Origin of the sequence: Streptomyces sp. NPDC087270 (assembly GCF_044744625.1) — a bacterium.
Taxonomy (GTDB): Bacteria; Actinomycetota; Actinomycetes; order Streptomycetales; family Streptomycetaceae; genus Actinacidiphila.
The window spans coordinates 275,584-299,994 of record NZ_JBIUYR010000003.1; the positions used below are offsets into that span (position 1 = coordinate 275,584).

Here is a 24,411-nt window from a genome sequence, read left to right on the forward strand (position 1 = left end):
CACCTGGTGCCGGGGCGGGACCCACGAGCCTCACAGGGGGTTGAGGCGAGCCTTGAGCAGGCAGAACTCATTGCCCTCGGGGTCGGTCAGGACATGCCACGACTCCTCCCCCGTCTGGCCGATGTCGGCCGGGCGCGCGCCCAGCCCCAGCAGGCGTTCGAGCTCGGCGTCCTGGTCCCGGTCGGTGGCGTTGACGTCGATGTGCAGCCGGGACTTCCCCGGCTCCGGCTCGTCCCTGCGGCTGAGGAAGATCGTCGGCTGCGGACCGCCGAACCCTTCGCGCGGCCCGATCTCCACCGAGCCGTCGTCCTCGCGGTCGAGCACGACGAAGTCCAGGACCTCGCACCAGAACCGCGCCAGCACCTCGGGGTCGCGGCAACCCAGCACGAGTTCACCGATACGACACGCCATCACGCAACCTGCTCTCAGCCAGGGAACCGCGGGGGAAACGCCGGGGAACCCTCTCGCCCACCCGTGGGCGCCCGGCGGAAATCAACCCCGCGACCGTACCGGACGGGCCGAGCGCGGGCGAAGCGATTTCGGGGCCCGCCCGCCAGGACGTCGGTGCGGCCGATACGAATGTCGAGAGCGCGGTCAGGCGAAGGTGATGACGCCGCGCCCGTGGGCGGTGCCCGCGTCCATCGCGTCGAGCACGGACGGCGCCTGTTCGAGGTCGACGGTGCTGATCTCGGGGAGGATGCCGTGCTGTACGGAGAACGCCAGGGTGTCCCGCAGGTCGTGGGGCGAGCCGGACGGGTTCGCCACGATGTGCAGCCGGTTGAGGATCATCAACTGGGCGGGCGGGGAGAAGGGTTCCGTGTTGTAGCCGCACAGCACGAGCGTGCCGTCGGGCGCCAGCCCGCTCATCGCCGCGACGGCGGGCGCGTTGGAGGGAGCCGCGTTCAGGACGACGTCCGCGCCGCCGTCCCACGCCCGCAGGGTCTCGCCGGGGTCCTGGTCGTCGGTGGCGACGAACAGCTCCGCGCCCAGTGCCTTGGCGGCGTCCTCACCGCGCCGCGATCGTGCGACCACCGCGACGCGGGCGCCCATCGCCACGGCGTAGCGGATCGCCAGGGCGCCGATGCCGCCGGCACCGACCACGGCGACCCTCGACGAGGCGGTCGCCCCGCCCTGCCGCAGGCCGTTGAAGGCGGTCAGACCCGCGCACATCAGGGGTGCGGCGGCGATCGGGTCGAGGCCGGCCGGAAGGGGCGTGGCGAACCTCTCCTTGAGGACGGTGTACTCGGCGTACCCGCCGTCGACCACCACCCCCGTGATCCGCTTGCGCGGGCACAGGATCGGCTCGCCGCGCGCACAGTAGTCGCAGTGGCCGTCCGAGTCGTGGAGGAACTGGCCCCCCACGGCGGTCCCGACCTCGGGCCAGCTCACCCCCGGGCCGAGCTCCGCCACCACCCCGCTGATCTCGTGCCCGGGGACGACCGGGAACGCGGCGAACGGGTACTCGCCCTTGAGCAGGTTCAGATCCGAGTAGCAGATGCCGCACGCGGTGACCTTCACCAGCAGCTCGCCGGGTCCGGGTTCGGGGACGTCACGCGTGGTGAGGGCGAGCGGTTCGTGAACTCCTGTCGCAACAGCGGCACGCATCAAGTCCTCCAGAGATCGAGCCAGTCCGCCGGCCCGCGATACTCCGCGCCGCTCCTCGGCGCTCCTCGGCGCTCCTCGGGCCCTTCACGGTGGGCTTCAGCCCGGCACCCGGAGACCCCGCGCAGCCGTTCCCAGGCTAGAACGGACGTAACGGGCACGCATGCTGGAGCGAGCCCGCCCATGTGCCCGCCCCTCGCCGCCCGCTTCCGACCCCACCGCGGGGGTCACGGCGGCGCCCGCACCACGCCCCGGCCACCGCCGACGCGTCCTGCACCGCGCGATACCGCGCGCAAGCCTCCCTCGGTGAAGGCCGGGCAGAGCGACCGAAGCGCGGGGACGGGCGACGGGCTCGCCCCTCGGGCTGTCGGGGCCGTGCCGGCGAAGGCCGGCTGAATCGTCGGCGCGACCAGGGTGCGGCGTGGCCAGGGTGCGGCGTGGCCAGGGTGCGGCGTGGCCAGGGTGCGGCCATGGCCAGGGTGCGGCCATGGCTGTCATGGATGTCCGCAACGACTCCAAGGGTGAGGAACTTGGACACACCTCGAAGATCAGCCGGTGGCCGCCTTTCCATGCGGACGCCAACCCGAACACCGGGACAAACCCCCGGATCGGGTCCGACCCGCCACACCACTTCCGGAGACGCAACCGTCGCCGGTGCCGTGGGGATATTCGCTGGCGCTGCCCGTGTGCCTGGATGCATCGTGCGTCCTTGGGTATTCCGAGGCGGGGAGGACGGCGTGAAGACGAGACTGCGCGTGTTGCGTGTCGGCAACCGCAGATGCGCGTGGACAGCCACGATCGGCCATGTGCCGGGCGATGGCGACTGCCACCGGGTCATCCGCTTGCGTGTGTGGGGCTCCGGGAAGAACGGCCGAGTGCTGCAGGTGGACCTGCTGTCGAAGACCCCGTCGGGGCCCTGGGGCGCCTGCGCGACGGACGGCGCCCATCCGACCTCCCGCGATGTGCGGGCGGTCGTCGAATACGCGCTGGCCCACGGATGGGAGGCTGACGAGGTCGGAGGGACGTTCCTGCTGACCGAGAACGAGCACGCCGCAGCATTCGAGCTCGCCGACTTCCTGATCACTGATCGAGTTCGGGACCCGGACGCGCCGGACCCGAGCGCGCGAGTGCTCGCGCTGCCGCGCGGTGTGTCTGCTCGGTGACCGCGCCGGACGTCAGCCGCACGAGCCGATCACGGTGGTCCGGGCGGCTGGTGGTCGCGTCACCGGCCGGGCCTGAGTGAGCGTGGCTCGAAGATGGACGATCTCCTCGTGCCGGGCCGAGAGCCGGGCGAGTGCCGGGCGAGTGCCGGGCGAGTGCCGGGCGAGTGCCGGGCGAGTGCCGGGGCGCGGAACTCGGGCAGGTCCCCGTTCGCGTTCTGCGACGCGACCAGGCGTGCCTTGAGCCCAGCCACCGGCCCCGACAGGTAGTGCGCGGCCGCGGTGTGCAGCGCCTTCCGCGGCGTCGAGGTCGTCACCGCCGGCCGCGCCGGACTCGGCCCGCCGCCAGATCCCGGGCCAGGCGCTCCGAGGGCCCAACCGGCGGCGCAGGTCCTTCATCCGCATCAGGCACAGCTCCGAGGCCCGCACCCCGACGATGTAGATCAACGTCGACATCACGTGGTCCCCGCACGCCACCGCCTCCTTGCGGGCGTGCGCCGGCTCCCGCCGCCAGCGGCGGCGAAGAACCCGCCGACCGCCCGCGTCGACGGCGGCACCCACAGGACGAAGTCACGGCGGTGTGGGTGCCGGTTGAACGGGTCGATCGGCGAGTCGACCGCCGCCCCGAACCGCCGGACGATCCCGCGCGCGGAGCGCTGCTCCCGGAACACGAAGAAGCGGTCGATCCGGCTCAGCGGCCCCGGGGAGGAGAGGGGGACCGTCGGGACGCGCGGGCGCCGCCGATCGACGGATCAGCCGCGCTCGGGGGATGCCTCGCGCAGGTCGATCGAGGAGGACGCGAACTCGCCGGCGAGGCTCAGCGCCTCCTCCTCGCGTTCCTCGGTGGGGGTGAGCCGGCTGCTGCTGGTGCGGGGGATGCCGAAGAGGGCCAGCAGCGCGGCGAGCAGGAAGAAGGCACCGCCCAGGCCGAAGGTCCAGACGAAGGCGCTCTCGGTGGGGAGCGAGACCGGCCCGGTGGGCAGGCGGTGGGTGGCGACCTGGCTCGCGAGGATCGTGACGACGAGCGCGCTGCCGATGGCGCCGCCCACGGTGCGCATGATGGAGTTGATCGAGTTGGCGACCCCGGTCTCGTGCGGGCCCACGTTCACGACCAGGAGCGTCGGCATCGACGCGTACGCGACGGCGATGGCCGCGTTGCAGATGATGACTCCGACGATGACCTCGGCGGTCGTGTCGTGGAGCACGGCCAGCAGCGCCATGCCGACCAGTCCGATGACGCAGGCCAGCAGCAGGACCAGTCGCGGGCCTATTCGGGCGACGAGACGGCCGGCCAGCGGTCCGGTGAACATCGAGACGATCGCGCCGGGGAGCATGAAGACGACGCTGGTGCGCAGGATCGACGCGGTGAAGCCGTACCCGGCGACCGCGTCCGGGGTCTCCACGAAGTAGGTGATCCCGAGGAAGACGCTGAACATCGCGAAGCCGATGCACAGCGCGGCCAGGTTGGTCGCGAGGACGGGCCGGCGGACCAGCAGGGCGAACGCGACGAGGGGTTCGCGGGTACGGCGCTGCAGGACGATGAAGCCGGCCAGGATGACGACCGCGGCGACGAAGAGCCCGATGACCTTTGCCGAGCCCCAGCCCCACGCGTGCCCCTGGGACAGCGGCAGGAGCAGGCAGACGAGCCCGACGCCCAGGACCGCGGCCCCGCGGTAGTCGACCCGGCCGCCCTGGCCGGGCAGCCTCGGGATCGCGATCGCGGAGAGGACGAGCACCACCACGGTCATGCCGACGCAGAGCCAGAAGATCCGCCGGTAGTCGGCGCCGCCTTGTGTCAGCAGGCCGGTCGCGACGAGGGCGATCCCACTGCCGACGCCCAGCGCGGAGGCGGTGACGGCCATCGCGCCGGTCAGCTTCTCCTTCGGCAGCGCCTGGCGCAGGACGCTGATCGCGAGGGGGAAGAGCCCGAAGCTCGCGCCCTGCAGGACGCGCCCGGCGATCAGCAGCTCGATGCTGTGCGTGACCGCCGCCAGGATGCTGCCGGCCAGCGTCACGACCAGCGCCGCGAGGATCACCCGGCGGTGCCCGAAGACGTCGCCGAGCCGGCCCAGCAGGGGCGTCACGGCGGAGGCGGTGAGCATGGTCGAGGTGGTGACCCACCCGACGGCGGTGGCCGACGCGCCCAGTTGCGTACCGATCTCCGGCAGCACCGGGACCACGAGCGTCTGGATCATGGAGAGAAGGAAGACCGCCGCCGCCATGGTCACGACGACAAGGCGCGCCGGGACCGCGGGTTCGACTCCGGCCGAGGTTCGTTCATCAGGCATGGGGAGCACAGTAACGCGCGGACTCGACGGATGTCGATTATTGCCGACGCCCGTCGACAACACAGGACGGGAGGCTAGGATCGGGGCATGGCATCAGACACCGGCGTCCGTCCGGCCAGGCGGCGCGGCCGGCCGAGCAAGGGCGAGTTGCGCGAGGAGCGGATTCTCGACGCGACGCGGCGCCTGGTCGGCGAGCGCTCGATGGCCGACATCACCATCGACGAGATCGCCGCCGCGGCCGGCATCTCCCGGACCAGCTTCTACTTCTACTTCCCGACCAAGCAGGCGGTGCTCGCCGCGCTGATGGACCAGGTGTGGGAACGCCTCGGCCAGACCCACGTGTGGTTCGGCAGCGGGGGTCCCAGCCCGGACGAGCTGGGCGAACAGCTCCGGCGAGTGGCCGGGATATGGCAGGAGAACAGCAGGGTCCTCGCCTGCGCCATGCCCAGCGGGTTCGCCGGCGGCTACCCCCCGATGGAAGAGCTCATGGGCCGCGCGAAGCAGCGGTTCGTGGACGGCGTCGCGGAGAAGATCCGGCGCGACCGGACTGCCGGGCACGCCCCCGAAGGCATCGACGCCGCCGTACTCGCACGCATGGTGTCGGTCGTGCGCGACCACAGGCTCGCGGAGATCGTCGAACTGCCCGAGGCCGAACGGGAACGCGCCCTGGACGACCTGGCCGGGGTGATCCTCCGGATGATCTACTGACCCGCCACCGTCCGTCCGACCCACGCGCGTGACAGAGGGCCCGCGCGTGACCGCTGGTGACCGAGTGACCGCTGGTGACCGGTGGGAGCGACGGCCGATCCCGACCTGCCGAGGCTGACGCGAACCGGAGGGCGTCGGCCCTGTCGCGGCCCCAGGCCCCAGGCCCCGGGCGCACACACTCGCCGCCCTGGATACGGCGCTCCGCCGGTCACGCCGAGTCGCCGCTCCGGATGCGGGCGTCCGCGGCCTCCCGCAGGATGGCAGGGGCGCCGACGTCCCAGGTCGCGTCCGCGAAATCCCCGCCCCGACACCCCGGCCTCGGCCTTCCGGAGCACGACCCACCGGGCCGGCGCCGGAGCAGCGCGGCACCACCCGGCGCCGGTGGTACGCGCATCGCCCGGCGCGTCTTGGCCGTGCCCGGCGGTATCGACCTGCTGCCGGCGCCGCCCGAGGGCCGCGCAGCGACCTGAACGCCCCTCCGCGGACGGGGAGTCGAGTACCCGGGCAGCGTCACCGGACCGTACCGCTCCCCGATCGACCCGCGGCGCGGCGCCGCCCGCGCTGACCGGACCGGCCGCGGCCCGGCGCCCTTCACAAGGAAAGAGGCACCCATGGAGATCACGATCGTCGGCGCGGGCAAGATGGCCCGCGGCATCGGCACGCGCGCCCTGGCGGGCGGCCATCGGGTCCGCCTCGTGGACAACACCCGGGCCAAGGCGGACGCTCTCGCCGCCGACCTCGGCGGGGGTGCGAGCGGCGCCGACTTCGACGCGCTGGACGGCGCCGACATCGTCGTGCTCGCCGTGCCGTTCGAGGCGGCGAAGAGCGTGGCCCGCGAGCACGCACAGGCCCTCGCGGGCAAGGTCGTGGTGGACATCTGCAACCCCGTGGACTTCTCCACCTTCGACTCGCTCGTCACCCCGCCCGGCGAGGCCGCCGTCTCCCTGATCGCGGCCGAGGCGCCGCGGGCCCGCTTCGTCAAGGCGTTCAACACGACCTTCTCGACCGCGCTGGTGGCGGGCGAGGTGGGCGGGCTGCCCCTGGACGTCTTCATCGCGACGGACGACGACGCGGCGCGGTCCGCCGTCACCGAACTCGTCAGCAGCGGCGGCCTGCGCCCCGTCGACGCCGGCCCCCTGCGCCGGGCCCAGGAACTGGAGGCGTTCCAGTTCCTGCACATGACGCTCCAGGACCGGCTCGGCCTGAACTGGTCCAGCGCGATCAAGATCCTGCCGTAGCCCCGAGCCGGCCCGCCACGTCCGGCGGTTCCGCGTACCTCGCTCCCCTGCACTCTGACTACGACGAGCCACCCGGGCTCGCGTCGGCGGGCTGATCGAGACCGGTGTCATCGCCCGTGTGACGGGGTGGGCCCTGTCCGCCGGAGCCGACCTGGCCGCAATGCCACCGCGATCGGCGCGCCCGCCGACTCCTCCGCCTCCGCTTCGATGTCCTCGACGCCGCTCGGCCGTCCCGCCCACGTCCCACGCGCCTACATCGCTGCGGCGATCAGCAACGTGGCGCCGCCGGATGCACGAGCTCCGACCAGTACGGCGTGCTGCCGTCCCGGCGCAGCCGTCCGCTCCGAGCGGGTGCGGCCCCACCCGTCCGGCGCGTGCCTCCGGAGCTGCCCCCGACTGCGCCTTCCACGTGTCGCCTACCGCTGCGGGACTCCGGCTTTGCCGCTCCGGTCACTTCAGGGTTGCGAGGGCGGCCCGTGCTTTGGGGGCGAGCAGGGGGCTGAAGTGGGAGTTGATGGCGAGGGCTTGGGTGAGGTCGTCGCGGGCTGAGGCGTTGTCTCCGAGGGATCGGTGGATCATCGCGCGGTGGTAGTGGAAGAGGGCGTTGCGGGTGCCTTGGGCGAGGGCCTGGTCGGATTCTGCGAGGGCTTCGGTGTCCTGGCCGTTGACGTGCAGGGCCCAGGCCAGGGCGTCGTAGGTATCCATGAAGGGGCGGGTCTTGATGCCTTGTCGGGCGATGGTGAGGGCTTGCGCGGCGTTGCCGTGGTCGGCTTCGAAGAGGGCGGCGTCGGAGTCGAGGGCGACGCCGTTGGTGCTGAAGAGTTTCTGTTCGGCACGGAAGACCTGGTACTGCTGTTCGGCCTGCCGGGTGCGGCCGAGGGACTGGTAGAGCTCGCCGAGTTGGAGGATGTACTCGGGCTGGGGAACCCGTCCCACGGCCTCGGTGAGGTCGGTGATGGCCGCGCCGGTCTTGCCGAGAGCGGTTTCGGCTCGGGCTTTGGCCTGGAGGAGGGCGGTGTAGGTGGGGGCGATCCGCAGGCCGGTCTCCGCCTGGTGGAGTTCGGTGGCCGGGTCACCGTTGTTGAAGGCGAGTTCGCCCAAATAGTAGTAGGCGAATGCCTGGTCGGCGGGGCCTGCGGAGTCGTCGAGGGCACGTTGCATGTCGGTCCGGGCGGTGGGGATGTCGCCGTTCAGTTCCGCGACGTAGGAGGCGCGGGACAGGGAGGGCGATCCGGGCCGGATGTCGACCATGTGCTGGACGGCGTCCGCGGCGTCGGAGTACCGGCCGAGTTGGGTGTAGGCGTCGGCGAGTGTGCCGTAGAGCGAGGAGTTGTACGGGTTGGCGGCGAGAGCCCGTTGTGACCAGGTCAGTGCCTGGGTGAAGTGGTGGCGGCCGGCTTCGAGGGCGGCCATGCCACCCATCGCGGTGAAGTTCCCCGCGGACTGCAGGGCCAGTGACCGTTTGAGGACGCCTTCGGCCTTGGGGTAGTACGTCGGGTCGGCGGTGGCCTTGGCCTGCTGGACGTAGTCGAGGCCGAGAGTGGCGAGCGCGACGGCGTCGTCCGGGGTCTGGCGCAGGTGGGTCTGGATGCCGGTGATGTCGGCGGCGAGGGGATCGGCCGGAGAGGCTGCCGCCCCTGCCTCGGCGGCGGGGGCCGCTCCGTGACCGGTCGGCGCGGCGGGCCAGGGGGCCAGTCCCACGCCACCGGCGAGGAACAGCCCGACTCCCAGGGCGGTGGTGAATCCGGCGGCCAGTACGGTGCGGCGCCGCGAGGGGCGCCTGCGAGGCGACGTGGTCAATTCCTGCTCCGGGTGGGTGTGGTGGGGGCCGTCGGGTGGGGCGAGGAAGTGGCGGCGCGGCCGGCGAGGGTGGCGTAGACGACGACGTTGTCGCGGTATCCGCCCTGCGCGTGGTCGTAGGAGCCGCCGCAGGTGATCAGGCGCAGGGCGGGGGCGCCGGTCAGTGCGTAGACCTGGCTGTCGGGGAAGTGGTCCTTGTCGTAGAGCCGCAGGGCACGGACGGTGAACGCGACGCGGGTGTGGTCCGCGCGGTCGACGGTGATCGCGTCCCCGGGGCGCAGCGAGGAGATGTTGTAGAAGGCGGCCGGGCCGGTCGTGGAGTCGACGTGGCCGACGATCACCGCGGCGCCCTGGTCGCCGGGCCGGGGCCCGTCACTCCACCATCCGACCTGGCTGGGCTGCTGGGGTGCGGCGAGGTGGCCGTCCTGCTGGACGTCGAGCCGGGTGAGCGGGTCGTCGAGGGCTATCTCGGCGATCCGGATACGGGTGGGCGGCGCGGCGGACGGTGCCGGTGCGGCCGCGCCCGCGGTCGGCAGGGCGGGCAGTGCTCCTATGTCCGGCGCGGCCCGCGGACGGGGCCGGGAGACGAGCCCCCAGGTACCGACCGCGGTCAGGACCAGTCCGGCGGTCACCGCCAGCGCGGCGGCGGTCAGCGGCAGGGTCAGCCCGCGCCGGGGCCGTCCGCCCTCCGGTGCGGAGGACGGACGGCCGGTGTCGGCGGGGCTGGTCACACCCGGCTCGTACGCCGCCGGCGCAGGGCCAGGACGCCGGCCGCGGCCAGCAGGGAGCCGCCGCCCAGGGCGGTCACGGGCACGATCGGGAAGCCGCCCTTGAAGGCGGTGCCGCCGAAGCCGGCGCCGACGCCGCCACCGGGCTGCACGGAGTCAGCCTGGTTCACCGCAGCAGTGTTGGGCAGCGCCACGTACGGGAAGGTGGACCCGGGCTGACGGTAGGGGGTGTTGACCCCGTCACCGGAGGCCAGTCCGGGAACGATCTTGCCGGTCTGCGCAGCGCCTTCGAGGGCCTGCAACTCGATGTCGACGACGTCGTCGTTCAGCCGACGGCCGTTGGGGAAACCGCCGAGGTCCTGGCCGAGCACGCCGAGCCGGTTGGGCGCGGCGGTCGGCGGGACGGACATGTTCAGCCGCAGTTCCTCGGACGGGGTGAAATTGGCCTTGTTCACGTCGGCGTTGAGCAGCTGCGAGTTGAGGTCGGCCTTGATCGGCCCGCACGCCTTGCAGACACCGGTCAGGAAGATCTCCACCAGGTCGTTGCGGGGGGTGGCGGGCGCCGGGATGCCGTAGATGCTCTGGATGAGCTTCGGCACGATCGGGTTCTTCACCGCGTTCACGACCGGCGTCACCGTGTGGTCCTGGTCAGGGTTGAGGGTGTTGAAGGCGTCCTTGTAGTTCAGCGGGACGACCACCTCGTTGACCAGCGGGTTGCCGAGCCGGGAGACCTGGTGCCAGCCCGTCGCACCGTCCTTGCCGGGCAGCGCCTTGGCCGGCGCGTCGGCGTTGACGGCGTCGTCCGCGCCGGAGTTGGCGGTGCGTTGGGAGGCGCTGCCGTGGGAGGCGGTGCCTTCGCTGCCCTTGCCCGCCGACGAGGCGACTTCCGCGCCCTGCCGGTCGGTGGTGGACCAGACGCCGATCACCGGATTGCGGGTGGCGTTGTGGTTCAGCGCCAGGTCCTTCTTGGGGACCTGGAGCGCGATGGTGTTGACGTTGTAGCCGGCGAGCGTGTTGTGGCCGGTCTCCTTGAGGTTGCCGCCGTACAGCAGGTCGAAGATCCGCAGGTCGAGGAAGAACGGGTCGGCCGCCTGGCCGGCGTAGGTCCGGCCGCCGCCCGGCAGCGCGACGGTGGCCTGCTTGCGCAGCGACGCATAGTCGGGCATCGACGCCTTGCCGACGTTCGACGGTGCCGCGGGCGCGTCCTTCAGGATCGTGCGGGTGTCGCCGTGGGCGTCGGTCTCCGTCAGGGTGTACGTCTGGCGGAAGTTCAGCGTCGGGTCGTCGAGGTTGTTGACGACGCCGGTGTTGTAGAGGAACTGGTTCTGGCCGTCGCGCAGGTGGTCGGTGAAGGACCAGGTGTAGGTGGTGTCGGCCTTGCCGTCGCCGTCACTGTCGATCTTGATGTTGTAGTGGGCGTCGTTCGCGAACGGGTAGAAGTTCGGGCCGCCGTTGGGCTCCTCGAACGGAATCCAGTTCGCCACCATGGTCACCGTGTCGGGGTTGTCCGGGCTGGTGAACGCGTACACGTCGGTGTTGTCGGCCTTCGGGTCACCGGCGATCAGCGGCGCCTCGCGGTGGCTGGAGGCGGAGCTGACGCCCGGGGTGAGACCGGCGACGGCAGCGGCGCTCAGCAGGGTCAGGGAGCCGATGGTCGCGAGCACACGCTCAGCGGGCCGGGCGAATATTCTGCGGCGCGGCAGGCGGGGACGATGCATGGGTCATCCGTTCGGGGCAGGCCGTGCCCCTTCCCGGAGCGCGGCGGCGGAGAGCAGAGACGCTCGAAGCCCCACACGGAAACCCTCACGGCCGCGCCGCCCGTGGGCGGCGGCTACTCGAGGACCCGCTCGTTGTGCGGCTTAAGCTCCATGTAAAGGCACCACGGGCGATCGGGGGTCGCAATCCGTCGCCGCCGAACGGGGGGGCGTTCCCCGCGGTATCGGGTCCATGCGGGTGGCGCCGGCACCGACCGAGCACGCGGCCTCGGTGGGCCGGCGTTCACTCGGCATCCTGCGCCTGCGGTGCGGTCACCGGGATCGCGGCGGTCCATCGCTTCTCGATGTGCGCGAACCTCCACACCAGCAGCGCGCCGGCCCACGCCACGGCGAACAGGCCGACCACGACGAAACCGACCGTGTTGAGATTCAGCGAGGAGACCCAGGACCAGAAGCCGCCGTGCAGGGCCAGCTTGTCGGCGAGCAGCGCGAGGAGTTCGATGGTGCCGATCACCAGGGCGACGGCCACCGACAGCCCGGTGATGGTGAGGTTGTAGTAGATCTTGCGGACCGGTTGGGAGAACGCCCAGCCGTAGGCGAAGTTCATGAACGATCCGTCGATGGTGTCCAGCAGGCTCATACCTGCGGCGAACAGCACGGGCAGGCACAGGATGGCGTACCAGGGCAGGCCGGTGGCCGCGCCCGAGCCGGCCAGGACCAGCAGCGCGACTTCGGTGGCGGTGTCGAAGCCGAGGCCGAAGAGGAGCCCGACGGGGTACATCTGCCAGGGCTTGTCGATCGACCTCATCACCCGGCCGAGCAGCCGGTTCAGCAGGCCCCGCTTGTCGAGTTGCTCTTCCAGCGCCTGCTCGTCCAGTTGCCCCGCCCGCATCCTCCGCAGGACCTTCCAGATCCCCACCAGCACCACGAGGTTCACCGCGGCGATGGCATACAGGAACGTTCCCGAGACCGCGGTCCCGACCAGGCCGGTGACCGTGTGGAGCGTCGATGAGTCGTCCTGCAGCGGCCCGGCCAGGGATTTCACCCCGAAGGAGAGCAGGAGGGTGAGGCCGAAGACGATGCTGGAGTGGCCGAGGGAGAACCAGAAGCCCACCGACAGCGGGCGCCGGCCCTGACCCATCAGCTTGCGGGTGGTGTTGTCGATGGCCGCGATGTGGTCGGCGTCGAAGGCGTGCCGCATACCGAGCGCGTAGGCGGTGACACCGATGCCCAGACCGAAGGACTGCCCGCCCGCGCTGTAGTGCCCGGGCGCCACCACCGCGACGAGCGTGAACCAGCCCACGATGTGCAGGCCCGCGATGAAGCTTCCCATCGCGGCCAGACGTCCCCACTCGGGGCGGGTCATCAGGCGCGCCAAGCGGGCGAGACGCGAGGGAGAAGCTGCGGTGGGCGGGGCGGGGGGTGCGGTGGCGGCCATCGGCGCTCGTCTTTCGTCCGCAGGGGCGCGCTGGTGTCAGGGCACGAAGCTCCTTGTTGCAAGGTAGAGGCAGATACGACCACCAGGCAGGCGGTGTTAGCGCACACGGGGGGAGAGCCCGGCCGAGCCCCGCGCGCTCGGGCGGCGCCCGTGGCCCACGGGCCAGGGCCCCGCGGGCGGCGTCCGAGAGCCGTGCGGTCGGCGCGAACAGGCCATGCATGGGGCCGACCGGGTCGTCCGGCAGGGCCGCGTGGGTGATCGGAGTGCGATGCCACGGCGTGGGAACCCCGCATCCGGTCATCACTCACTGCGTTGTCCCCTGCCCTCGACGGTCGGCGTCCGATGGCGACGCCCACGGTGCCAGCGGACCAGGCCGAATGTCCGGCCACGCCCTGAGCACGGTGACAGGCCGCACGCACTGAGCTCCCCCGCTGCTCCAGGAGGCCATCTCATGACGAAGCGCCCGCTCGCCTGCCGGGTGGCGGCCACCGCTGCCGGCGTCACGTGGCTGCTCGCGGCAGCCGCGCCCGCCGCTCAGGCCCACCCGCTGGGGAACTTCTCGATCAACCACTACACCGGGTTCACGCTGCGCCCCGACCGCGTCGACGTCCTCGCGGTGACCGACACCGCCGAGATCCCCACGCTCCAGGCCGCCCCGAGCGTCGACAGCAACGGCGACGGAAAGCAGAGCGCGGCGGAGCGTTCGGCGTGGGCAGCCGCCCGCTGCGCCGAGACCGCACGCAAGCTCAAGGTCACCGCCCCGACGCGCTTGAACTGGACGGCGGCCTCCGCCACGTTCGCCTACCGTCCGGGCCAGGCAGGTCTGCATACCAGCCGGCTCGAATGCCGCCTGCACGCCCCGTTGAACCTGACGGCCGGTCCGGTCACACTGCGCGTCGCCACCGGCGCCGACACCAGCCGCGTCGGGTGGAACGAGATCACCGCGACAGGCGCCGGCACCCACCTGCGGCAGTCCACCGTCCCCCGGAAGTCGGACTCCGACGAACTGCGACACTATCCGCGCGACCTGCTCGCCACCCCCCGCGGCGACATCACCGCACAGTTCACGGCGGTCAACGGAGAGGGCACGTCGACCACCGCCGGAAGCGGCCCCTCCGTCCACAGCGGTGGCCTGACCGCACGGGTCGAGGCACTCTCCCAGCACCTCACCGCACTGACAGGGGCCCGGCGCCTCACCGTCCCCGTCGGTCTCCTGGCCGTCCTGCTCTCCATCGTCCTGGGCGCGGGACATGCCCTGCTGCCCGGACACGGCAAGACCGTCATGGCCGCCTACCTCGCCGGCAAGCGCGGGCGGACCCGCGACGCCATCACCGTCGGCGCGACCGTGACCGCCACCCACACCGCCGGCGTCCTCATCATCGGCCTGTGCCTCACCACCTTCTCCTCACTGGCAGGCGACACCGTCCTGAACTGGCTCGGCGTCGCCAGCGGCGCGCTGGTCGCCGTCGTCGGCGCGGGCCTCCTCCTCGACGCGACGAAGCGCGCCCGCAACCAGGCCCGCTCCTCACTCGACGACGCGGCGGCAACGGACCTGCCCCAACCCGCGCTCGTCGGCGCGAGCGGTCCGGCCGCGGTCGCCACCACTGCCCAGGACGCCCCGCCTCACAGCCACGACCACGTGCACGGCACCGCGGGCCACCACGCACACGACCGTCCCCACGACCACGACCACGACCACGACCACGACCATCATGAGCAGGACCACGACCACGGTGTGGGCCACGCCCACGATCACGGACACGGAAAACCGCACCGGCATGGCCTGTTCGGACACCACCACAGCCACGCACCGACCCCCTCCGGCGCCCAACCCTTCACCACCCGCGGCCTGGTCGGTCTCGGCATCGCCGGCGGACTCGTTCCGAGCCCCTCGGCCCTGGTCGTCCTCCTGGGTGCCATCGCGCTGGGCCGGACGGCCTTCGGCGCCGGACTCGTCGTGGCCTACGGCCTCGGCATGGCAGCCACCCTCACCGGCGTCGGCCTCCTCCTCGTACGGCTCGGCGGCCGGTTGGGCGGCCTCAGTGACCGGCCGATATTCGCCCTTGCCCGCCGTATCGCCCCGCACACCGCGGTGCTGACCGCCGCACTCGTCCTTGTCGTCGGCCTCGGACTGATGGCACGCAGCCTGCCGACCGTCCTCTGACCAAACGGGAGCACGACATGATCCGCCGCCCGCTCGCCGCCGCTCTCACCACCGTCTTCGCCGCGGCCGCCCTCAGCGCCTGCGCAGGCCCCACGACCGGACCGCTGGACGCCCAGACCGCCACCCCCTCCCCCACCTGCCGGGTGCACCAGACCAAGCAACCCGCGCTCCCCTACACGGCGGGCGCCCACGCCGACACCATCTCCGTCCTCCAACTCATGCACTACTACACCGCCAACGGCACCAAGGCGTTCTGCGACGGCAAACCCCCCACCGACGCCGACCGCCAGTGGACGGACCTCTACACCAGGCTCGGTGGCGCGCCCGCTCACCTGTCCGCCCGGACCGTTCGCACCCCCTGAACTCCGTAAGCCCCCAAGCGCCTTCCCGACCGCTGCGGCGCCCGGCCGCAGTCCGGTTCCGGCCGTATGCGGCCCTCAACGGATGGACACGGCGCACCGGGGGTACGCATAGCGGCGCCGCGGGAGCGTGAGGTCCGGCATCGATGTCCCGAGACCGCGTTCCCGCATCGTCCAGGGGGTGAGGTCATGCCGACGACCGGACACGGGATTCTCGCGCTGATGGGCTCCGGCGAGACCAGCCCCACGATGGTGACGCTGCATCGGGAACTCGCCGCCCTGCTGCCCGCCGACCCGGACGCCCTGATCCTGGAGACGCCCTACGGGTTCCAGGTCAACCGCGACGACATCTCCGCCCGCGCCCGCGAGTACTTCCAGCGCAGCGTGGGCCTGGCCACCGTCGTGCTTCCCGACGACGCCCCGGCGGGCGCCTCGGCGCATGCAGGCCCGGACGCCGCTCGCGACCACGTGCGCAGGGCCGACTGGGTCTTCAGCGGTCCCGGCAGTCCCTCCTACGCACTCGGCCGATGGGAGGCGCAGGGTCTCGCCGAGGTCTTCGTCGAACGGGTACGCCGGGGCCACGGCGTCACGGTGATGGCATCCGCGGCAGCCTGCACCGTGGGGCTCGCCGCGTTGCCGGTGTACGAGATCTACAAGGCCGGGCACCCGCCGCGGTGGCTGAGCGGACTCGACCTGCTCGGCCCTCTCGGCCTTCCGGTCACCGTGATCCCGCACTACGACAACGCCGAGGGCCGCACCCACGACACCCGCTACTGCTATCTGAGCGAGACCCGCCTCACCGCGATGGAACGCCAACTCCCCGACGGCAGCGCCGTCCTCGGCATCGACGAGCACACCGCGCTCGTCATCGACCTGGCGCACCGCCGAGCGCGCGTATGGGGACACGGCGTCCTGACCGTACGCCGCGGCGGCATCAGCACCACGGTCCCCGCCGGCACGAACTTCACGCTGGACGACCTGCGTGAACTCGTTGCCGGCGGCACGGCCGTGCCCATATCCGTACCCGGCCCGCACGAGGCCGGCGATCGACCGTCGGCGCAACCCGTACCCTCGCCCGTGACCCTCCAGGAAGCCGTCGGCGCGGCCGAGGCCCGCTTCGACACCGCGCACGGGGTCGGAGACGCCGCAGGCATGATCGAGGCGGTGCTCGACCTGGACGCGGTGATCGCCGAGTGGTCCGCCGACACCGAGGAGGACGAGGGCGGCACGCAGTGGGCCCGGACCGTTCTTCGCGGCATGATCCGGCAGCTCGGCCCGGCCGCCCAGCAGGGCATGAGCGAACCCGGCCGCACCCTGGCCCGGGTCCTCGGCCCCCTTCTGGAGCTGCGCCGATCCCTGCGATCCCAGGGCGCCTACGAACTCGCCGACCGCCTGCGCGCGGCTTTTGCCGCCGGAGGCGTCGAGATCCGCGACGGCGCCGAACTCACCACGTGGCGGCTCACCGAGGACGAACGGCCGAGACCCGCCTCTCCCCACTCCACTCCGCCGTCGTACGGGTGACGTCCCGGGGCTCTCGACATGCCACTGCACATACTGCGCAATAAGGTCATGTCGCGGCCTCAGCGCGCCCCGTCGAACTGCGCACGGCCGCGACACCCGGCACCACTGCGTCGCCCGAACGCGAAGGCGGAGCTCCTCATGCACGACACCAAAGGTCCTGTCAGACGGGACGCGCCCGCTCCTCACGTTGCATCGCCACCGGTCCTCGTCGAGGCCCTCGTGCTGCGGCACGACCCGGTCGAAGGACTCGTCTACCGCCGACTCCTCGGCCGCCTCGAACATCGGGCCGATCCCGACGACACCGCCCGCGGACTCGCGTGTCTCGACGAGGACGACGACAACCACCTCGTGCACTCCACCAGTTGGCGGGCCACCGACGAAGGACACATCGTCCTGACCTACCTCGTCCACCCGGACCCCGAGCCGAGCCGCCCCGCGACAGCGGTGGCCCCGCCCGACACGATCGCTCACGCGGCCCGACCTGGCCGTCCCACTCCCCCACGCCTTGCCACCGACCATGTCGCGACCCACGCGATCAGGCACCTCGCGTTCCTCAGCCGCACCGACCCCGCTACGACCACCCACCTGGCACAGCACCCTGACACGCGCGACGCCCTGATCGGCATCCCCGGCCACCCCGCCGGCCGCCTCCCCCGACCCGAGACCGTCGAAGCCGGCGCAAGCGCACGCCCGTAGGGACTCGCCGGGGCCAGGTGTCCCGCCGCCCTTCTCAAGCTGGACGAGCGGCGGCGAGCGGCATCCGGAAGTGGCGGAACGCCTGGGTGTCCCCGTCGGCACCGTGAAGCCCCGTATCCGGGACGGGCTCGCTCGGCTGCGCAAGGATCTGGAGGGGTGAACGCGCTGCCGCCACGCGGCCGCGCCGTCCCGTGAGAAGCTGCCGGCCGGGCCCTCCGCCTTCCGCGTGGTGTCCTGCCGGGGGAGGCGTGGACCGCACGAAGGCGCCCCGCGGGGCTACTCCCGGGTCGCCATCAGGACCGTGGCGTCCAGGTCGGGGTCGTGGGCCGTGGTCGCGGTGAAGCCGGCGCCGCGCAGGGCCCGCAGGGCGGGGGGAACCTGCGGCTCGCTGGTCTCGGAGAGCAGCGTGCCGCCGGGGGCGAGCCAGGCGCGGGCGGAGCGGGCGACGCGGCGCAGGAGGTCGAGCCCGTCGGCGCCGCCGTCGAGCGCGAGCGGCGCCTCGTGGTCGCGCGCCTCGGACGGGAGGAGGGGGATGTCGCCGGTGGGGACGTAGGGGACGTTGGCGGCGAGCACGTCCACCCGCCCGCGCAGGCCGGCGGGGAGCGGCGCGAAGAGGTCGCCTTCGTACACCCGCCCGCCCGCGCCCGCGAGGTTGCGGCGGGCGCACCGTACGGCCGCGGGGTCGAGGTCGGCCGCGTGCAGTTCCACCCCGGGCACGGCCGCGGCGAGCGCGGCGCCGACCGCCCCGGACCCGCAGCACAGGTCCAGCACCACCGCGCCCGGGCGCAGGAGGGCGGCGGCGCGGGTGACGAGGAACTCGGTACGCCGGCGCGGCACGAACACGCCGGCGTCGACCTCGATCCGCAGCCCCGCGAACTCGGCCCAGCCGACGACGTGTTCGAGGGGCAGCCCGCCGGCGCGCCGCGCCACCATCGCGGTCAGCTCGTCCGGGGTCCGGGCGGCCGCAAGGAGCAGGCTCGCCTCTTCCTCGGCGAAGACGCACCCGGCGGTGCGCAGTGCGGTGACGACGTCGTCGGTGTGCGGCCACAGCGGTCGCGGGGAGCGGGCGAGGGGTTCCGACATGCGTGGGGTGCCTTTCGGGAAGCGTGCTGCGCTCCCCCGGCCGTGCCGGCGCCGCGTGACGTCGACGTCAGTGCGCGCGGCCGTACGGTGGGAGCGACCGGTGTGCGGTGCTGCGGTTGATCGGTCCCACCTCCTCGGCTCGTCGCGGGGCGCGCTGCGGCGCCGCGCTCAACTTACCGTACGACCGCCTGCCGTACGACCGTCTACCGTACGACCGCCGCGTTGACGGTGTGCAGGGCGGCGGTCGCGGCCTCGGCGGTGGGGTGCGGCCAGCCGTGCACGGTGATGGTGGCGCGCTCGCCGGGCAGCAGCGTGGTCAGGCCGCGGTCGGCGGTCGCGGCCGGGCCGAGCCGGTCTGCTTGCAGCAGCAGGTCGCGCAGCAGCGTGCGGGCGGTGACGGTGATCTCGACCGCGGGCGCGGCCCCCTCCGGGCCGCCGGCGCCGTCCCCGCGGACGGCCAACTCCAGGTCCCAGCGCGGCCGCGGGTACGCGAAGTCCTTGTCGCGGGCGGGGAACCAGTACGCGCGCAGCCCGTCGGCGCCGGAGCCCGCATCCGCATCGGCATCGGCGGTGAGGAGTTGCGTCGTGCTGCCGGCCGCGGGCCGGAGCTGCTCGGGGACCGGGAGCTCGGTAACGGTGCGGGCGGCCGCGGTGAACGGCAGCCGGGCCTCGGCGAGCACCTCGCCGTCGACCGAGACGCGGCGCAGCAGCACTGCGCCGGACCACCCCTGCCCGGCCTGGTTGACCACGGCGAGCACCAGGGCGCCGTCCCGCTCCTGGAAGGTCAGCAGCCGGTCGGCGTAGAGCCGCTTCAGCTCGTGGTGGAGCGGCTTGGGCCGGCCGTCGCCGTCGATCGCGGCCCACGAGGTCACCGGCCAGCAGTCGTTGAGCTGCCAGACGATCGTGCCGGCGCAGCGCGGCCAGTGCGAGCGCCAGTGCTCGACGCCGGTGGCGACGGCCCTGGCCTGGTTGACCTGGGTGAGGTAGTGCCAGGTGTCGAAGTCGGCCGGGACCGGGAAGTGGCGGGCCAGGCCCCGTTCGAGCTTGCCGTTGCCGTCGCCGGCCTTCTGGTGGTGCAGCATGCCGGGCGAGTCGGGTGCGAGCGGCTCGTCGCCGATCGCGCGGCGGACGGTGGCGTGGGCGGGCGGGGCCTGCCAGCCGAACTCGGCGACGAAGCGCGGGACGCTGTCGCGGTATTCGGTGTAGTCGGTGCGGTTCCACACGTCCCAGGAGTGGGCGGTGCCGTGGTCGGGGTCGTTGGGGTGGTGCTGCCAGGAGCCGGACCAGGGGCTGCCGGGCCAGTACGGGCGGGTCGGGTCGGTCTCGGCCACGATCCGCGGCAGCACGCCGAGGTAGTAGCCCTCGCCCCAGGAGTCGGTGGCCAGTTCCGGCTCCCACTCCCAGTCGCGGAAGCCCCACAGGTTCTCGTTGTTGCCGTTCCACAGCACCAGCGAGGGGTGCGGGGCGAGCCGGGCCACGTTCTCCCGCGCCTCCGCCTCGACCTCGGCGCGCAGCGGCTGCTCCTCGGGGTAGGCCGCGCACGCGAAGAGGAAGTCCTGCCAGACCAGCAGCCCCAACTCGTCGCAGGCGTCGTAGAAGTCGTCGCTCTCGTAGATCCCGCCGCCCCACACCCGGACCAGGTCCACGCCCGCGTCGACGGCCTGCTCCAGCCGGGTCCGGTAGCGCCGCGCGTCGATCCGGCTGGGGAAGACGTCGTCGGGAATCCAGTTCACGCCGCGCGCGAAGAGCGCGGTGCCGTTCACCACCAGGGTGAACGCCGATCCGTGCGCGTCGGGCGCGGTGTCCAGCTCGACGGTGCGGAAGCCGATCCGCCGCTGCCACGCGTCGAGCGGGTCGACGCCGTCCAGGACGGTCACCTCGCAGTCGTACAGCGGCTGTTCGCCGTAGCCGCGCGGCCACCACAGCCGGGCGTCGGGCACGTCGCAGGCGACCGTGAGGTGGTCGGTGCCGGGCGCGGCGGTGGTCTCGGTGACGGTGTCGCCGACCCGCAGCCGTACGGTCAGCGGCCGGGCCGTACCGGAGGGGGTGCGTTCCAGGTCGATCCGCGCCTCGACCCGGCCGGTGCCCGCGTCGACGGTGGCCAGCGGGATCACCCGGGCGAGCCGGGCGGTGGACCAGCGCTCGACGCGCACCTGCTTCCAGATCCCGGCGGTGACCAGCGTCGGCCCCCAGTCCCAGCCGAACGAGCAGGCCATCTTGCGCAGGTACTGGAACGGCTCGGGGTAGGCGTTCGGCCGGTCGCCGACCAGGGCGCGGACCCGTTCGGCCTCGGTGTAGGCGGAGGTGAAGGCGACGGCCAGCGGGGTGCCGCCGGTGGCGTCCGGCCGGCCGGTGACGTCGAAGCGGTAGCCGCGGTGCATGTTGCGGGTGGTGCCGAGCACGCGCCCGCCGAGCCGCACCTCGGCGACGGTGTCGAGCCCGTCGAAGACCAGGTCGGTGCGCTCGTGGCCGGGCCCGTCGAGCGGCGGCAGCGCCGTTTCGTACGTCCAGTCCGCGCGGCCGACCCAGGCCACCTCGGTCTCGTTGCGGTCGAGATACGGGTCGGGGATCACCCCGGCGGCCATCAGGTCGGTGTGCACGCAGCCGGGCACCTGCGCGGGCACGCTGCCGCGGTCGGGAAGGCGCAGCTCCCAGCCGTCGGCGACCGGCGTGATGTCCTTCATGCGTACTCCCCTGCCTGCTGGTCCGTCGGCGCCAAAGGACGGCGCGGATCAAACGGTAAAGCACGCCGAACACGACATGACAGAGGGGGCACTTGACGAGCGGGGGGCCGCGCGCTGAACCGCTCCAGTCGCGGCGGCCGCGCCGGCCCTGCTACCGGCCGGCGACCGGGCCCCCGCCCGCCCCACCCGTACGGCCCGGACTGCCCGGACTGCCCGGACCGCCTGCCCCGTCGTGCTCGGCCGCTCCGGCGCGGTCGGCCGCCGCGCCGCGGTGGCGCAGGGCCAGCGCCAGGCAGGTGGTGGTCGCGGCGACGGCCGGCGCGGCGACCAGCCGGGCCCACGAGGTGTGCGCCAGCGGCGCTTCCGCGGCGAGGAAGACCAGCGCGCAGGCGGCCGCCGTCACCAGCGCGGTACCGGGCTCGGGGCGCCCGGTGGGGGCGGTGGCGCCGGTGGTCCAGGCGTCGGTGAGCAGCAGGTAGGCCAGCAGCAGGGCGCCGACGCACGCGCCGAGCCACACCGGCGGGTCGGTCATGGCGGCGATGACGATCGAGGCGGCGGCCAGGATGGTGCAGCGGCGTCGGGCCGCGAGCGCCGGCCAGCGCATCGAGGTCTGCGCGGGCCGCTCGTCGACCATCGGGCTCGCCCACCAGCCCAGGACCGCGGCCGCCACCACCAGCGCCACCATCAGCTTGGAACCGTGCACGGCGGCCGGCGGGTTGCAGGCGGCCACCACGAGCGCGGTGCCCACGCAGCGGACGGCGAGCCGGGCGACACGCGGGCCGCCCGCCATACGGCTCATCGGGAACCTCCGTGGATGCGGGTGCGCAGCAGCGGCGCCAGCGCCAGGTCGAGGGTCTGGCCCGGCTGGTGGGCGATCAGCGCGATGCCGCGCTCGATCAGCGCGAACCGGATCGCCTGGCGGTTGGCCCGCCACAGCCGCAGCGCCATGGCCGCGTGGTCGTCGCCGGGTTCGACCTGCGGGTCGCCGGAGGGGATCTCCACGACGACCATCGGGTTGGCGCCGGCCCGGATCTGGTGCAGCGCGTCGAGGATGCGCTGGTCGGTGAGCGGGGTGAAGACGTAGACCAGCGCGCCCTCGGGCAGCGCGCGCGGGGCCAGCCGGATCGGTCCCGCGCCCCGGTGGGCGAAGTCCTTGCGGACCTCCAGCACGCTCTCCACGATCCGGTAGAAGTAGGCGTCGCCGCTGCCGGGTTGCAGCCACCGCGTGGTCCCGCCGACCGCGACCACCCCGACCCGGTCGTGCGTCCGCAAATACGCCCGGACCAGCCCGGCCGCCGCACGGAACGTCTCGTCCAACGACGACAGACCCGTCACCGGATCACGGATGTCACCCAGCACATCGAGCATCACCACGGTGTCAGCGGCCCGCTCCGCCGCGAACTGATGCAGTTGCAGCGACCCGCGCCGCGTCGTCGCCGGCCAGTTGATCCGCCGCTGCCGCTCCCCACGCACATACGGATGCACCCCGATCACCTCGATCCCCTCCCCCCGCTGCGGCGACGCGTGCTCCCCCAGCCGGGTCGGCAACCGCACCGGAATCGGCGTCAGCCCCGCCGCCGCCGGCAACGGAAAGACCGCCACCTCACCCAGATCCACCCGCACCGTCCGCCGCGCCACACCCCCCGCGTCATAGAGATCGACATCCACCGTGCCCAACGTCCACCGCCCCCACCGCTCAGCGGTGAACCGCAGTTCCAGATGGGCCCCACCCACGACAAGCGCGTCCAACCGCACCCCCGGGCCGAGCATGACCCCGGGGTCGAGCCGGCCGACGGTGCCGTCATGGGCCACCGCGATCCTGGCGACGACCTGCTCGCCCTCGAAGCAGCGCCGCGCGGCCACCCGCACGGTGGTCTCGACCCGCCCCGGGCGGGGGCCGAGCGGCAGGGACAACGCGAGCAGCGTCAGCGGGATCGCGGCGAGCGCGAGCACCCACGCGTGCCCGCTGACCAGGGCGGCCGCCAGGCCGACCACGGCCACGGTGCTCCAGCCCAGGGCGCGTTCGCCGACCCGCCAGCCGTGCGGCGGCTCGGGCGGCGCGTGGGTGGCGGCGCCCTCCCCTGCCTGCGCCCTGCCGCCCAGGGCGCGTTCGACGGCCCGCGCGCGCCGGTCCGACGGGTCCATACGGGCCCCGGTGCCGGTGGTGCGGGTGGGGCCGGGCGCGGGCGGGCCGCCGGGCGGCGCCGACCCGGTCATGACGAGGCGGTGGCTCGGGGCAGCGTCTGCGGCGCGGGCACGGTCGCGACGATCTCCCGGATCACCTCGTCCGCGTCGATCTGCCGCACCCACAGCTCGGGCTTCAGCGTCACGCGGTGTGCCAGCGCCGCCACCGCGACCGACTTCACGTCCTCCGGCGTCGCGTAGTCCCGCAGCGCCATCACCGCGCGGGCGCGCGCCAGTTGCACCAGTGCCAGGCCGCCACGCGGCGACGCGCCCACCTGCACGTGCTGGTGCGCCCGGGTCGCGCCCACCAGCGCCACCACGTACTCCAGCAGGTCGTCGTCGACCTCGACGTGCTCCACCGCGGTCCGCATCGCCAGCACCTCGGCCGGACCCGACAGCGGCCGCAGCCGGGCCTCCGGCGCCGCGCGCGCCACCCGGGCCCGCAGCATGCCGACCTCGTCGTCCGCGGGCAGGTATCCCATCCGCACCCGCAGCAGGAAGCGGTCCAGCTGCGCCTCGGGGAGGGTGTACGTCCCCTCGTACTCGATCGGGTTCGCGGTCGCCACCACCACGAACGGGTCGGGCAGCGCCCGGGTGCTGCCGTCCACGGAGACCTGCGACTCGGCCATCGCCTCCAGCAGCGCCGCCTGCGTCTTCGGCGGGGTCCGGTTCACCTCGTCGGCCAGCAGCAGGTGGGTGAAGACCGGCCCGGCCCGGAACACCATCTCGCCCGACCGCTGGTCGTAGAACGGCGCCCCGGTCACGTCGGACGGCAGCAGGTCGGGGGTGAACTGGATACGCCGGAAGTCCAGCCCCAGCACGGTCGCGAAGGAGCGTGCCAGCAGCGTCTTGCCCAGGCCCGGCAGGTCCTCGATCAGCACGTGCCCGCCGGCCAGGATGCCCAGCATCACCAGCGCCAGCGGCTCCGGCTTGCCCACCACCGCGCCCCGCACCTCGTCCAGCACCTCGGCCGCCCGTGCCCCGGCCTGTTGCGGCGACAGCGTCACAGCGTCCTGGACGGACGATTTCTCACTACTCACAAC

20 protein-coding genes are annotated in these 24,411 nt (G+C 73.0%); 8 read left to right on the forward strand and 12 right to left on the reverse strand.

Annotation, left to right across the window (positions count from 1 at the left end; all coding sequences use genetic code 11):
• Positions 1–30 precede the first annotated feature (30 nt).
• Both ACIPAE_RS08020 and ACIPAE_RS08025 read right to left on the reverse strand, forming a co-directional pair.
• Positions 31–411 (reverse strand): VOC family protein, encoded by a 381-nt coding sequence (locus ACIPAE_RS08020; protein ID WP_328459825.1) that lies wholly within the window; start codon positions 409–411, stop codon positions 31–33.
• A gap of 183 nt (positions 412–594) precedes the next feature.
• Positions 595–1,605: an alcohol dehydrogenase catalytic domain-containing protein gene (locus tag ACIPAE_RS08025; RefSeq protein WP_402443670.1), complete on the reverse strand. Its 1,011-nt coding sequence runs from the start codon at positions 1,603–1,605 to the stop codon at positions 595–597.
• Positions 1,606–2,339: 734 nt separating this feature from the next.
• Between ACIPAE_RS08025 and ACIPAE_RS08030 the strand changes: the two genes are divergently transcribed.
• Positions 2,340–2,765 (forward strand): hypothetical protein, encoded by a 426-nt coding sequence (locus ACIPAE_RS08030; protein WP_366410293.1) that lies wholly within the window; start codon positions 2,340–2,342, stop codon positions 2,763–2,765.
• A 749-nt stretch (positions 2,766–3,514) separates the two neighbouring features.
• Here the strand turns inward: ACIPAE_RS08030 and ACIPAE_RS08035 are convergent.
• Positions 3,515–5,050: an MFS transporter gene (locus ACIPAE_RS08035; protein WP_402443672.1), complete on the reverse strand. Its 1,536-nt coding sequence runs from the start codon at positions 5,048–5,050 to the stop codon at positions 3,515–3,517.
• Positions 5,051–5,137: 87 nt separating this feature from the next.
• Between ACIPAE_RS08035 and ACIPAE_RS08040 the strand changes: the two genes are divergently transcribed.
• Entirely contained in the window at positions 5,138–5,758 is a 621-nt protein-coding gene (locus ACIPAE_RS08040) for a TetR/AcrR family transcriptional regulator (RefSeq protein WP_329373127.1), read from the forward strand.
• Between the two features lie 611 nt (positions 5,759–6,369).
• Positions 6,370–6,996, forward strand: coding sequence for an NAD(P)-binding domain-containing protein (locus ACIPAE_RS08045; protein WP_366410296.1), 627 nt, complete (start codon positions 6,370–6,372; stop codon positions 6,994–6,996).
• Positions 6,997–7,446: 450 nt separating this feature from the next.
• Here the strand turns inward: ACIPAE_RS08045 and ACIPAE_RS08050 are convergent, their stop codons facing one another.
• The 4 genes from ACIPAE_RS08050 to ACIPAE_RS08065 form a co-directional block, all read right to left on the reverse strand.
• Positions 7,447–8,796: a tetratricopeptide repeat protein gene (locus tag ACIPAE_RS08050; protein ID WP_402443675.1), complete on the reverse strand. Its 1,350-nt coding sequence runs from the start codon at positions 8,794–8,796 to the stop codon at positions 7,447–7,449.
• Positions 8,793–9,527: a class F sortase gene (locus tag ACIPAE_RS08055; protein ID WP_402443677.1), complete on the reverse strand. Its 735-nt coding sequence runs from the start codon at positions 9,525–9,527 to the stop codon at positions 8,793–8,795. Before ACIPAE_RS08055 ends, ACIPAE_RS08050 begins: the two co-directional genes overlap by 4 nt.
• Complete coding sequence (locus tag ACIPAE_RS08060; RefSeq protein WP_402443679.1) at positions 9,524–11,242, reverse strand: DUF4331 domain-containing protein; 1,719 nt, start codon at positions 11,240–11,242, stop codon at positions 9,524–9,526. Before ACIPAE_RS08060 ends, ACIPAE_RS08055 begins: the two co-directional genes overlap by 4 nt.
• 280 nt (positions 11,243–11,522) lie before the next feature.
• Positions 11,523–12,605: a HoxN/HupN/NixA family nickel/cobalt transporter gene (locus tag ACIPAE_RS08065; RefSeq protein ID WP_402443681.1), complete on the reverse strand. Its 1,083-nt coding sequence runs from the start codon at positions 12,603–12,605 to the stop codon at positions 11,523–11,525.
• A 523-nt stretch (positions 12,606–13,128) separates the two neighbouring features.
• Between ACIPAE_RS08065 and ACIPAE_RS08070 the strand changes: the two genes are divergently transcribed.
• The 5 genes from ACIPAE_RS08070 to ACIPAE_RS08090 all read left to right on the forward strand — a co-directional run bounded on the left by ACIPAE_RS08070 (position 13,129) and on the right by ACIPAE_RS08090 (position 17,577).
• Positions 13,129–14,841 (forward strand): nickel/cobalt transporter, encoded by a 1,713-nt coding sequence (locus ACIPAE_RS08070; RefSeq protein ID WP_402443683.1) that lies wholly within the window; start codon positions 13,129–13,131, stop codon positions 14,839–14,841.
• 17 nt (positions 14,842–14,858) lie between these two features.
• A complete protein-coding gene (locus tag ACIPAE_RS08075) occupies positions 14,859–15,203 on the forward strand; it encodes a hypothetical protein (protein WP_366410302.1) in 345 nt (114 codons plus the stop codon).
• 186 nt (positions 15,204–15,389) lie between these two features.
• The gene (locus ACIPAE_RS08080) at positions 15,390–16,721 is read left to right on the forward strand and encodes a hypothetical protein (protein ID WP_402443685.1); all 1,332 of its coding nucleotides are present in this window, start codon (positions 15,390–15,392) and stop codon (positions 16,719–16,721) included.
• 219 nt (positions 16,722–16,940) lie between these two features.
• Entirely contained in the window at positions 16,941–17,417 is a 477-nt protein-coding gene (locus ACIPAE_RS08085) for a hypothetical protein (RefSeq protein ID WP_329373109.1), read from the forward strand.
• Positions 17,418–17,487: 70 nt separating this feature from the next.
• Positions 17,488–17,577: a sigma factor-like helix-turn-helix DNA-binding protein gene (locus tag ACIPAE_RS08090; protein ID WP_402443687.1), complete on the forward strand. Its 90-nt coding sequence runs from the start codon at positions 17,488–17,490 to the stop codon at positions 17,575–17,577.
• Positions 17,578–17,693: 116 nt separating this feature from the next.
• On the opposite strand, the gene ACIPAE_RS08095 is transcribed toward ACIPAE_RS08090, so the two are convergent.
• From ACIPAE_RS08095 to ACIPAE_RS08115, 5 genes are all read right to left on the reverse strand, one after another.
• Entirely contained in the window at positions 17,694–18,500 is an 807-nt protein-coding gene (locus ACIPAE_RS08095; RefSeq protein ID WP_402443689.1) for a putative protein N(5)-glutamine methyltransferase, read from the reverse strand.
• Positions 18,501–18,703: 203 nt separating this feature from the next.
• Positions 18,704–21,184, reverse strand: a complete 2,481-nt coding sequence (locus ACIPAE_RS08100) for a glycoside hydrolase family 2 protein (protein WP_402443691.1) — start codon at positions 21,182–21,184, stop codon at positions 18,704–18,706.
• Between the two features lie 151 nt (positions 21,185–21,335).
• On the reverse strand, positions 21,336–21,983 hold the full coding sequence (locus ACIPAE_RS08105) for a hypothetical protein (RefSeq protein ID WP_402443693.1): 648 nt from the start codon (positions 21,981–21,983) through the stop codon (positions 21,336–21,338).
• Positions 21,980–23,401 carry a DUF58 domain-containing protein gene (locus ACIPAE_RS08110; protein WP_402443695.1) on the reverse strand — a complete coding sequence of 474 codons (1,422 nt, stop codon included), beginning with the start codon at positions 23,399–23,401 and terminating at the stop codon, positions 21,980–21,982. Before ACIPAE_RS08110 ends, ACIPAE_RS08105 begins: the two co-directional genes overlap by 4 nt.
• On the reverse strand, positions 23,398–24,408 hold the full coding sequence (locus ACIPAE_RS08115) for an AAA family ATPase (RefSeq protein ID WP_402443697.1): 1,011 nt from the start codon (positions 24,406–24,408) through the stop codon (positions 23,398–23,400). Before ACIPAE_RS08115 ends, ACIPAE_RS08110 begins: the two co-directional genes overlap by 4 nt.
• Between the last annotated feature and the right edge of the window lie 3 nt (positions 24,409–24,411).